The organism is Candidatus Similichlamydia laticola (assembly GCF_003339615.1).
In the GTDB taxonomy this organism is placed as follows: Bacteria; Chlamydiota; Chlamydiia; order Chlamydiales; family Parilichlamydiaceae; genus Similichlamydia; species Similichlamydia laticola.
This window is the reverse complement of record NZ_QQBG01000021.1, coordinates 19,466-30,570: the sequence shown is the minus strand read 5'-3', so window position 1 is coordinate 30,570 and position 11,105 is coordinate 19,466. Positions and strand designations below refer to the sequence as shown.

8 protein-coding genes are annotated in these 11,105 nt (G+C 40.7%); 5 read left to right on the top strand and 3 right to left on the bottom strand.

All coding sequences use genetic code 11. The features are described 5' to 3' along the window. A partial coding sequence (locus tag HAT2_RS03875) for a hypothetical protein (RefSeq protein WP_181860342.1) occupies positions 1 to 3,036 on the top strand: 3,036 nt, incomplete at its 5' end. 4 nt (positions 3,037 to 3,040) lie between these two features. Further along, on the top strand, positions 3,041 to 3,619 hold the full coding sequence (locus HAT2_RS02975) for a tetratricopeptide repeat protein (RefSeq protein ID WP_181860341.1): 579 nt from the start codon (positions 3,041 to 3,043) through the stop codon (positions 3,617 to 3,619). Here HAT2_RS02975 and HAT2_RS02970 read toward each other — a convergent pair. Continuing rightward, a complete protein-coding gene (locus tag HAT2_RS02970) occupies positions 3,595 to 4,851 on the bottom strand; it encodes a DNA recombination protein RmuC (protein WP_181860340.1) in 1,257 nt (418 codons plus the stop codon). The two genes, HAT2_RS02975 and HAT2_RS02970, sit on opposite strands and share 25 nt — an antisense overlap. Before the next feature lie 163 nt (positions 4,852 to 5,014). On the opposite strand from HAT2_RS02970, the gene HAT2_RS02965 reads away from it, so the two are divergent. Beyond that, a complete protein-coding gene (locus HAT2_RS02965) occupies positions 5,015 to 6,049 on the top strand; it encodes a mechanosensitive ion channel family protein (protein WP_114544531.1) in 1,035 nt (344 codons plus the stop codon). Here HAT2_RS02965 and HAT2_RS02960 read toward each other — a convergent pair. Both HAT2_RS02960 and HAT2_RS02955 read right to left on the bottom strand, forming a co-directional pair. Further along, on the bottom strand, positions 6,042 to 6,875 hold the full coding sequence (locus tag HAT2_RS02960) for a metal ABC transporter permease (RefSeq protein ID WP_114544530.1): 834 nt from the start codon (positions 6,873 to 6,875) through the stop codon (positions 6,042 to 6,044). The genes HAT2_RS02965 and HAT2_RS02960 overlap by 8 nt on opposite strands. Then, entirely contained in the window at positions 6,857 to 7,345 is a 489-nt protein-coding gene (locus HAT2_RS02955) for a hypothetical protein (protein ID WP_147267506.1), read from the bottom strand. Before HAT2_RS02955 ends, HAT2_RS02960 begins: the two co-directional genes overlap by 19 nt. Before the next feature lie 146 nt (positions 7,346 to 7,491). Here HAT2_RS02955 and HAT2_RS02950 point away from each other — a divergent pair, with 146 nt between their 5' ends. Together HAT2_RS02950 and HAT2_RS02945 are read left to right on the top strand one after the other, a co-directional pair. Next, on the top strand, positions 7,492 to 10,311 hold the full coding sequence (locus HAT2_RS02950; protein ID WP_114544528.1) for an insulinase family protein: 2,820 nt from the start codon (positions 7,492 to 7,494) through the stop codon (positions 10,309 to 10,311). An 11-nt stretch (positions 10,312 to 10,322) separates the two neighbouring features. Continuing rightward, on the top strand, positions 10,323 to 11,084 hold the full coding sequence (locus HAT2_RS02945) for a hypothetical protein (protein ID WP_114544527.1): 762 nt from the start codon (positions 10,323 to 10,325) through the stop codon (positions 11,082 to 11,084). Positions 11,085 to 11,105: the final 21 nt, after the last annotated feature.

Below are 11,105 nucleotides of genomic sequence, written 5' to 3'. Positions count from 1 at the left end.
AAGATGATTCATGCTTATCGAGATATTGATCGTGCATTGTGTGAGTATTGGCTAAATATGTCTGACGCTGACTACGCCATGCCTGCCCCTTTTCATATTTTTAATGAAATTTGGAGTTCTTTCAAAAAAGAATTAGCAAGATTTAATGCCTCTTCTGAAATGGATATCGAAAAAGTCAGGACACAATTAGATGCCTTAGGATCGCTTTTGTATTCTCGTTTTTTGCTAACGGATCTTTTGAAGGCCTACATCTCTCCTAAATCTTTTAAGGGGGCTCTTCGTGGGATAAGTGGTATGTTATCTTTACAAGATGCTCCCGCTCTTATTGGAAGGCATGTTGATGCTTTGAGTAGTGTCGTAGCTCCTTACAAAGAAGCAACACACTCGTACATACAAAAACTTAAGGATTTTACAAGTGATGCTGCTGACATTTTTGAGTCGGAAGGAAATTATATTGCACCTGTTTGGCGTGGTTTAAGTGCTCAAAGGACAATGAAGGAATTTTGGCTTTTTATCAGAACAATCCTTCAAGGAGGCAGAACCACATTGGGTGGGACAGTTGCTGAGAACGATATATATACTTTTACAGTAGGACAAGTTTATTTTCATGCTTTAAAGCTATTCAAGAGAGCTTATGCTGTTCAGATGGAGTTTCCAGATGGTCGGCCTCACTTTCATATTAGAGATTTTCAGTACGTTGTCAGTACTTTGCGTTCTTTATTATTCCGTATTACCTATCCATCTGGTCCAACTGAAGATCCCTCCAATGATTTTCCTGGATTCGTTAATGATTCTGCCTTCCCAGAAATTTGGGATAATTATCCATTGCTTGCCTTAGTGCGAGAAGTGCTGCTTGGTGCAGATTATTGGGCAGTTGGGACAGGGGTCTCTAAAGTGGATTCCGTTTGGACTGAGGAAAGGAGACAGGTGCTGTTCGAAAAGTTGTCTCTTTTTGAGAGGGCAGAGGAGTCGGAAAATTTCCCTGGGACTCGATCAACACTTGTGGCTGACTTAAGAGATGCATGGAAAGAATTAAGGGACATTGCTTCTTCTGGGTTTTCTCCATTAAGAAAAGAGATAGGCGACAGAACACATCGTGTTCATATTTCTGGAGAAAGAATGGAAGTGCTTAAGTCCACTTTTGACAGAGTTAAGTTTAAGATGATTCATGCTTATCGAGATATTGATCGTGCATTGTGTGAGGAACATACTCGTTTTACTGCTAGGCACTGGGCTCCAGGGTTGCCTGTTCAGGAAGGGGACCTGTTTCTCTTTGACAGTGTCTTTCATAAAGCAAAGTATACAGGTGAGACGGAATTTTCTAAGGCACCTTATTCCGGTTTATCTAATTATACGAGTAATTGGCAACAACCTACTTGGGAGCCAAACAAGTCATACAAAACTAATGATGTTGTTGTAGTCTCTTTTTTGAGGTCTTCGGGTATCAGTGATCCTCATGTTTATCGGGCTCGTAGACCTAACATAAATGTCTATCCTACCTATCTTTCATCCTTACATTCGATTAACCACGATACCATATACGATCTCACTCCTTGGGAGAATTTGACGCGAAACTGGGATGCGACTTTGAATGTAGGTGATAAACACTTCGCTCTTATAGAAGAGCACAATGGAACCAATCTTAGACTCAAAAGAACAGATCTGTGGACTTATGAAGCTCGTAGATTCATGAATCCTGACGCTCGTGCTTCAGCTGATGCGGATCCCGGAATTGCAGGTCTTTTGTCTGATAGTGATTCTTATGCTCGTCACCAATGGGGGACTAATATTAGAAAGCACGCTACAGCTTATACCTCGTCAGGAACAGATATCTCGGCAGGAAATATTGGAAGTTGGACTAGTTCTAGCGAATGGTCAACTAGAAGGGCTTTCATTCGCAATCGAGGAGAATCTGTCATTCCTTTGGTTCATTCAAAGGAATGGGGATTTTGGACTTATCCGCTCGATTTGTTTAGCTCGGCAAGTTTTCTCGTAAATGATTCCTTCTCAGAGTATAGAATCATTCCCAAGCCTACAGCGCTTTATCACTCTAGAAAATGGTTAAAAGAGAATTCTACATCTGGCACAAGTGCTTATTTGATTGGTGGAGATACAGTTGGAGAAGAAACAACTCATAATGTGTTTAACTTCGATTTTGCACATGCAGGTTCATCACTAGCAAAATATGGTGTAGCTACATTGCAGTTATTAGAAATGTTTTTCTTTTCTTCAACCTATAATTATTTACAGAATGAATGGGCTCGCATCACCCTTTCCCCAGCAAGCTCTGCTGCTTTTGGCTACATCGAGTCAACTAGGTATAATGATCTCGATTATGGCTTTCAGCAAACTATTGCAGCAAATCTCTATGAAACATTTGCTGTCTTTGAAAGAAGTCCATATGTAAATAGTCCCGATGATCTTGAAAATTATCAATGGAAAAAACGTTTTAGAGCTGTCTTGGAGGCGAATGGGAGGGCAGCTATGAGTTTGCTGAACACAATTCTCTTTGCTATAAAAGATGATGATTTTTTCTTTGAATCATTTAAAGATAATGTCATTGCAGAATGTGAGCGCATTAGGTGGAAATCTTTGCTAAGAATATCCAATGTGCTAACAGATTTGTTGTCTGCAACTGTGCAGAATCAGAGTGAACAAGAAACTGTAACTGCGGAAGAAGTTCGTTTATTAGCACGTCTCCTAGCATTATTAATGGGCATTATTATGTCTGTTTTATCGGGAGATGATCGTATTAAATCAGCTGTTTTTTATGACGATGGCGTATTGAAATTTGATAACAGTATACTAGACTCTGTGTTTATCAAAGAGTCAGATGCTGAGGTTATCATTCAGAGAGGTATTAATATGGCCATAGATTTGATTTCTCGAAAAGAAAGTCAAAAACCATTAGCAGATTCTACCCTAGCCATCAATTTTGTCTCTGATCTGCAAGTTGCAAATGGAAATTTTTCTATGCAAATTTCAAAGATAAATCAGGATGAGCGGTTTTTCTACCTCAATGAACAACGAGTTTAATTTTATGAAGACGAAAGAAAAGAAAAAAAAACAATCCACTAAAAATCAATATAGCAGTTTCCTAGGAGGAGAAGGTATCGATGCAGTTACCTTGGAGAAGTTCTTTCAGTCTGCTTCTGCTCAGAAGACGACAAATGCACCCTCTCTCAAAGAGCTAATTGGAGTGATTCAAACCCTCCCTCCTTTATATGAGTCCGTTGATCTTTCTCAAGAAAAGGTTGAGAGCATTTATGCGTTGGGATACCAAGCTTATGAGCAGGGGCGTTATGAAGATGCTATTAAGCACTTTAGGTTAGCTTATATGTTGGACTCTAGAAATGATAAATATCTTTTTTCTCTTGGCTTGGCCCTAGAAAAAAACAAAGATTTTTTTCAGGCAACTACTGCTTATCAGTTTTGGTCCTCTTTCCATCCTGAGTCTCCTTTTGGACACTTTAGGACAGGAATCTGCTTTTTGGAGATGGAAGATATTGCATCTGCAAAGTCCTTTTTCCAAGAGTCTCTTTCCCTATCCAAAGTAAACAACGATTTTTCTCCTATCTATGAGCGTACTCTTCTCTACATAAGCGGTCTCGAAGGATAAGAACAGACTTCTTTACTGATTTCTTTCAGCTCGAGACTTTTATGTTCAACTTGTCCGGTAAGCTCTTTTAAATCGTCAAAATGTGGCAATAAGCTTGTCTGTGCCTTTTTAAGCAACCTATTGAAGTGTTCAACAACTCCTTCGATGCTTTTTCCTAAGCCAGATACATTTTGTAAGAAAAGGGAAAGGATTTTTAGAATATCCATTGTTTTTTTACGAATTAATTCACTATTTTCAGCGTTTTTGTGTTGTGACCAACACATAGAAATCGTTGTGAGCAGGCCGATAAGGGTAGAAGGGGTAGAAAGAATAACGTTTTGAAGAGCGGCCCATTCTAACAGTGAAGGATCGCTTTCCATTGCTGCCCCAAGCAGGGAATCAGTAGGGAAGAAGATAATAACAAAGACGGGTGTAAGCTGTATATCCCAATAATCCCTTTTGATGACATTTTGGACATGTTTTTTGATCTGAGAAGCATGTTCTTTCAGTTTAGACTTTTTCTGTGGTTCTTCCATCTTCGAGATGTCAAGGAGCTCTTGAATTGGTGTTTTTGCATCAATGACAATAGACTTATTTCCTGGGAGCTTGATAGTTAAATCCGGTCTTTTTTTTCCATCTTTTTCTCTTTCTTGCTCATCGAAATCGCAGTAGGGGACCAGTCCACAAATTTCGACAATTCTTTTTAGGCGAAGCTCTCCCCATCTGCCTTTAAGATTTGGATTCTTAAGTACATCACGTAATTCTTTTGTTTCTTGCTGCAGAGCTAGACAATGATGGACTTGCGACTTGATTTGTTCTGTTAGACGGTTACAGTTTGTAATCCAAGCTTCTTGGGAAGAGTATTGGGATGATTTGAGCTGTTCTAATTCTTTTTGAACAGGTTGCAGTAGATGCTTGATTAAGAGTTCTTTTTTGTTCCAATCCTGTCTGTCTTGTTCTGCGATTGTGTTCCAGTGTGCCTTAAATTGATGAAAAAGAGACTCTTGTGCCGTTCGAAGAGTTTGATCAGAAAGCTTTTTCAGTTGCATCTCTAGTTCATTGCGAATGAGTTCCCTTTCTCTTTCTAAGGTTGCCCGGAGAGCTTTTAGGCTTTCAAGTTCTTCTTGTTGTCTTAAAATGGCTGTTTTTTGTTCTTCGCAAAGGCTTTCTCTTGTGGCTAACCTTTCCTGTAAGACCGCTAATGTAACTTCTGTTTCTCGTAAAGAGGATTCCAAGCTAGACTTTTTTTTCAAAAGCCTCAGAAAACAGGCCCAAGATAGAACCTGTAGAAAACAACATAATAGAAAGCTCATGTCTTTCTTGTATCTATAACTCTTGATTTTTTCTCTGTCTCAGATTACCACTCCGCGAGAAATCGGATTAAGCTGAAAGTCCATTCCTTGCAGGGAGGTAGAGATGATGGCTTTAGAGAGTTTGATGAGGTACGCGCAATGGGTCTATGCCATGATCCTCAGGACAAATTACGTTGATTTGATCAAGGATCTCGCCATCTTCTCACTGGTTATCGTCAGTTTCCGTGTCATTGAGTTCATTGTCCAGTTTTTTTCGAAGCGGGTTCGTTCAGAATGGTTTCATCATGTCCTTGAGTCTCCTATGGGACATGTTCTCCCTTTTTTGAGAGCACTCATTCTTTATCTGACGTGTAAAGAGTTACAATTTACCTATTGGCTCGATAGGCCTATTTCTTTTGGGTTATGGTTTCTTATCTTTTTTCGAGGTTGTTCTCTTGCTGTTTCTCTCCTTGTGGGTCTGCTTAAGAGATTGATTAGGAGAAACTACAAAGCAGCCGAAGAAGATCTCATTGGACCAATTACGATGATTGTTAAAATTGTCGTTTGGTCTGTCGGTGCTGTTCTTGCTCTAGATAATTTGAATTTTAATATTACGGCACTTGTTACCGGACTAGGCGTAGGAGGCTTGGCTATTGCTTTTGCTTCTCAGAAGGTATTAGGAGATATTTTCAATTTTTTCGTCTTAACGTTGGATGTGCCCTTTCAAGTTGGAGATACGATTAGGGCAGGAGATCAAGTGGGGACTGTTGAGTATGTGGGCATTAAAACGACCCACGTTCGATCTGTCTCAGGAGAACTCCTTGTCATGCCGAATTCTTCTTTGACTTCGATTTGCTTGCAAAATTTTAAAAGAATGAGTCGAAGAAGGTCTTTTTTAGAGTTTACGATCTCTCCTGAGACAGAAGTCGAAAAGATAAAAGGGATACAAGCCTTTTGTGAGAAAACTCTAGGAGAATTTGAGAATGTCCAGATGGAATACGCCGTTATTACCAGTCTTAAAGGAAGTGGTTGGACCTTTCGTGTTGTCTTTTATGTCTTATCAAAAGATTACAATACGTTTATTCATGTTAATCATGCCTTCTTTCTTCGGCTACTTGAGCATTTTGAGAAAGAAAACGTTTTTCTACGCTTTACCTAGGTTTCCATCGACTATAGACTTCGGCCACTACGTAGAGGATAGCTAACAATAAGGAAGTGGAAGCAGTGGGGGGGGTATTGGTGTGTAGGCTAATAAAGAGTCCAAAAAGAGAAGAGAAGGCGCTAATGTAAAAGGTGCATGCTATCGAAGAGGGAATGTTTTTTCTAATGATTTTTCCGGCAGCCAATGCAGGAAGATGGAGAAATGCCATGACAAGCAACCCTCCAAAGATAATCGTAAGGGTAGAGACTGTGATAGAAAGAAAGACCATCAAGAGAAAATCCAACTTTTTAGTAGAAATTCCTTGAAGAGAGGCAAGGTCTTCCTCCACAATTTTGCAAAGGATTTGTTTGTGGAAAAAAGAGGAGAAAAGGAGGACAGACGAGCTCAAGATGAAAAGTCGTTTGATTTGTCCATTGGAGACCCACAAAATGTTTCCCAACATGTAACGATTTAGCTCTTGTCCTCCTGAAGGGGTCTTGGAAAGAAGAACTAATCCAATAGCACTACAGCTTACCCATATGGCGGTAGCCATAGCTTCTTGGTTGGCTGTATTCTTTTTGCCGGCTGTAGCAAGGAGAAAACCATTAAAAATAGAAAGAAAGAGACAGGTAATTCCAGGAGATAGCCACTGTATCTGATGAACCTTTTGCAGATAAATACTTAGCCCTATGCCTGCAATTAAGGCATGAGAAAGGGCAGCTGCAATGTTAGATAATCTGCTGAAGACAACGTAGTTTCCTATTATACTTGTGCAAAAACTGCATCCAATTGCGGCCAGAACGGCTCTTAGGAAAAAGGGGCTCTTTAATCCGACATTTGTAATTGAATTGAAGCTTCTCTTACCTCTCTAACTTGTAGAATAAGGTCACTGATTGCTTCTTCCAGACGAAATTGTAAAATAATCAAGTTAGCTAATCTTTCTTTTCCTTTTGCCTTAAGAAGAGCAGCAAAAGCATCTAGTAACTTTTCTACCAAATCTCTTATGGAAATAAGAGGTTCAGTTGGGCTGGGTTCACTCATTCTTCTCAAGCGAGAGAATAAGTCCCGCTCTTTCCGAGCCGCAGTAATCTGAGCTGCCAATGTTGACGGAGTAGTTCCTTCAGGATCAACAAGTGCCTCTAATGCCTGCAAATCGCTCAAGGATACTTTTTCAATTTCGTCCAAGGTATAGACACTCTTACTTGGAATAACATAATGCGGGGTATCTATTGGTCCAGCTACAAATCCATCGTCTTCATCATGATTAGGAATGGTGGGCTGCCATTTTTGTTTAATTTCGCTACTAGAAGACATAAGAAAATTAATAAATAGAATTAAAGGAATGCACGAAGTAACCGATTGATACTTCCGTACTCACTTAGGTTGCTTCCTGTCCAAGCGAGTGATAGACTCTGTACTCATCAGCGATGAAAACGAAATGAAAAATCTTAGGTACAGATATGGGAGAACTGCATTTTCTTCTTGTCCAGAAAGAAGAGATCACAAGGCCAAAGTGCACCTTCAGCCATTATATACATCGCATAACAGGCATGCCTATTTATCACCTTGCTTCTGAGGACGATGAGAATACATTTGCTATTTTCTTACACACTCCACCAAAAGATTCTAAAGGAACCATTCACATTTTGGAGCACATGGTTCTAGCAGGATCAAGAAAATATCCTATTTCTGACCCTTTCTTTTCTTTAAGCAAAAGAAACTTTCCAACTTGCTGCAATGCTTTTGTTGGAGATGATTACACTTGTTTTTTCGCATCTTCTAAGATTGCTTCTGACTTCTACCGTATTTTTGACGTCTATCTTGATGCTGTTTTTCATCCCTGCTTGAAAAAGGAAGTTTTTCTGAGAGAGGCGTACCGCCTAGAAATGGACGGAGAGAAATGGGAGGCGAAGGGTATTGTCTTTAACGAAATGAAAGGTGATCGCGCCAAACCAGAAACAATCCTCTGGGAATCTTTGAAGGCTCAACTTTTTCCAGACACGCATTACGCCTTTGACCCAGGAGGAATACCCCTCTCCATCTTAGAACTCTCTCATGAAGAGGTCTGCACCTACCATCGAGAGCACTACGGTCTGGAACAAGCAATTCTCTGCTTCTATGGAAATATCCCTATTGAAAGACATTTGGCCTTCCTGGAAAAGAACATTTTCCAAAGCATTCCCCAGAAAACCAGAACTCCAGTTACGAAACCGGCCTCTATCTCCACGATCCCTTACACCACTGTGGCATACCCAGGGGAGAAAAATCAAGCTGAACAAATCTTTGGAATGGCATGGGTCTTAGGGCAAGTGAAAGATCCCTCTCTCTCCGTTTTAGCACACATTTTTGAAAAACTCTTAGTGGGTCACGACGGAGCCCTTCTCTCAGAGAAGCTCCTTGAAAGTGGTTTTTGTATTCAAGCTTCCGGATCGGTTACCGAGGATTTAGCCTACGTTGTCTTCATGATAGAATTGTACGGCGTTGAGGAACACTCTGCTCATAAATGTGAAAAAATAGTCCTTGATTATTTACAAGAGATCCAAAACGGTCCCATTCCTCTGCACCAAATAGAATGTGCTAAAAACCAACTGTTGGCAGAACGCTTAGAAATCACAGCAGACTGGGCCTCCTATGGATTAGAACTCCTCCTCAGGGGAGCTATTCCTTCTCTTTGGGGAGGACAATTTTCAGACTTCATCTCTGCTGAGCCCGTTTTGGCTTCACTAGACGCTTTATCAGAAGGGATGATTCAAAAAAACATTGGAACAAGGCTCTTAGGGAAGATTCCAAGGGCAAGTACTTTACTGGTTCCAGAAAGCAACCTAAACATTGCCCACGAAACCGCGCTCTCTCTCCTCATTGAAGAAAAAGTCTCCAAACTAGACGCAAAGGACTGGAAAGAAAACGAAAAATACTTATCTAAACTTGGACGATTACAAAATGAACCAGGAGACGAAAGTTGTCTCCCAGAAACCCCCCTTTCCGAAATTGAAGAAAAGCTGCCTTACAGTGACTGGAAACCCTTAGAATCTTCTAAAAACACACACACCCTTTATCTCGAAGCCCAAACAAACGGTTTTGTCTACCTCGATCTTTTCTTTCCTATTACAGACTCTTCTATTCAGCTTTCTCAGCTTGCCGCCTGGGCAGAAATTTTAACAAAAAACGGCAGTACTGGAAAAACGGCATTGGAACGTGTCCAAAAGATTGAACGTTTTACCTCTTCTTTTGAAACAAGTCTCGTGATTTTGCCTTGTTGGCCCCAATCCCCTACACAGATCCAAGCCTTTTTACAATTACATGTAGGTTGTTTCGAGCAGCATTTAGAGGAAGCGGTTGACCTCATTGTAGAAACAAGAGACGCCGTTACATTCAAAGACGAAGAACGGTCCCAACAAATTTTGTCTCAATTGGTCAGCGATACCTCTATGCAAATGTCTGAACGAGCCCACCATTACGTCGAACAATTATCGTGTGCCCCAAGAAATTTAGTGGCTCGTTTAGAAAGTTATACGAACGGTTGGCATGCATACGAAACAACTCGTCTCCTTCACAAACAAGGCATGCCCCAGTCTATTCTGAAACAAGGATTCCGGTTATTACAACGTGGACCTTCCGACATCATGATCTGTTGCGAAAGAAATAGCCTTGATCGACTTGACCATTATTTGAAGCGCCTTGAAGCAGACGAGTCCTTTTCTAACGAAGCACTAAAAGTGGATTTAGCTCTTTATCCCCTTGCTACCACAACTCTTTTCTGGCCTACATCTGTCCATCATCACGCAGCTTCCATGCCTATCGAAGAAAATCTCTGTTCTAAAACTATTACCCAACTCTGGGCAGCTTTTTTGAAAGGTGAAAGATTAATCCCAGACATCCGAGAGAAAGGAGGGGCCTACGGAGCTTCAGCAACATATAAGACGGACTGGAACTCTTTGGTGTTTAGCTCTTACCGAGATCCCCAAGTCAAAGAGACACTCCACGTCTTTCAATCCCTTTTTCGCAGTATCCCCTCAGATCTGCTAACGGAAGCTACCCTTCGCAATGCGAAAAGAGAAGCGCTAAAAAAAGAAGAGTGCCCCATCTTCCCAGAAATGAGAGGATTTCATACATGGTACCAAAACAAAACGGGTCTCTCCTACGAAAAACGTTGCCTAGAAAGATCTCAACTCCTTCATGAAACACGAGAAAAACTTTTAGCAGATCTGGAGCGCCAGCTCCTGTTCTGGAGAAACAAAAATCTTGAGCCGCAGATTTCTAGTTTTTCGCCTAAGTTATAGAGGGCAAATACATGGGACAAGAGTGCACCGCATCACTTATGAATGATTTTCTTAAACAGAAAATCCATAAAATAGCCTCCATGTGGGAAACGTGGGTTCGCTATACAGAAAAAAATGACAAATCTCTTGAACAAAAAAGAAAGGAGTGGATCAGAGATTCTTTGAACTACTCTCTTGGCTCTACATTCGAGATCGGACACGATATAACAAAAAATAAGAGATTAACTTGGGCACATAATCAAAAGACGGCCCATCAATTTCCTGCTGTCTGTTTCTACCTACCTCTAGAAGAGGGACTCTCTCTCAGAAATAAAAAACAAGAAACTTATTTCTTTTGGGGAATACTACTTGCCCTTCAAGTGATTCAATGGACAAAGGATCCTTCTTTTTGTAGAGTGTTCTGGATTTTGGAAGAGCGAACAAAGGGGGAAACATCTACTCCCCAATTCGCCTTGCAAAAGTTGTCTTTAAAGGGAAAATTTTACCATGGATTGGTCTTAGATAAAGGCGCTGAGAGCCCAACAAAGCAAGAGACGTGGGCTTCTCGTTTTCTTGACTGCTCCGATCCTGAACTTATCTTGAACTCGGAAACAGACATGGCCCGATCTTTCGCACAGAATGGTCATAGGATGATCGGATGTCGTCTTCAAGAGACGTTGTGCACAACAAAGGAAGAGGATAGTCTTTGTCTAACCAACGCGGAACGTATTGGTTCGTTCCTAATCAGAATGTTATCTGGGCTAGGTCGATCCTCGATCGACTTGCCTCGTTGATATTCACTACACTCTTTTGGA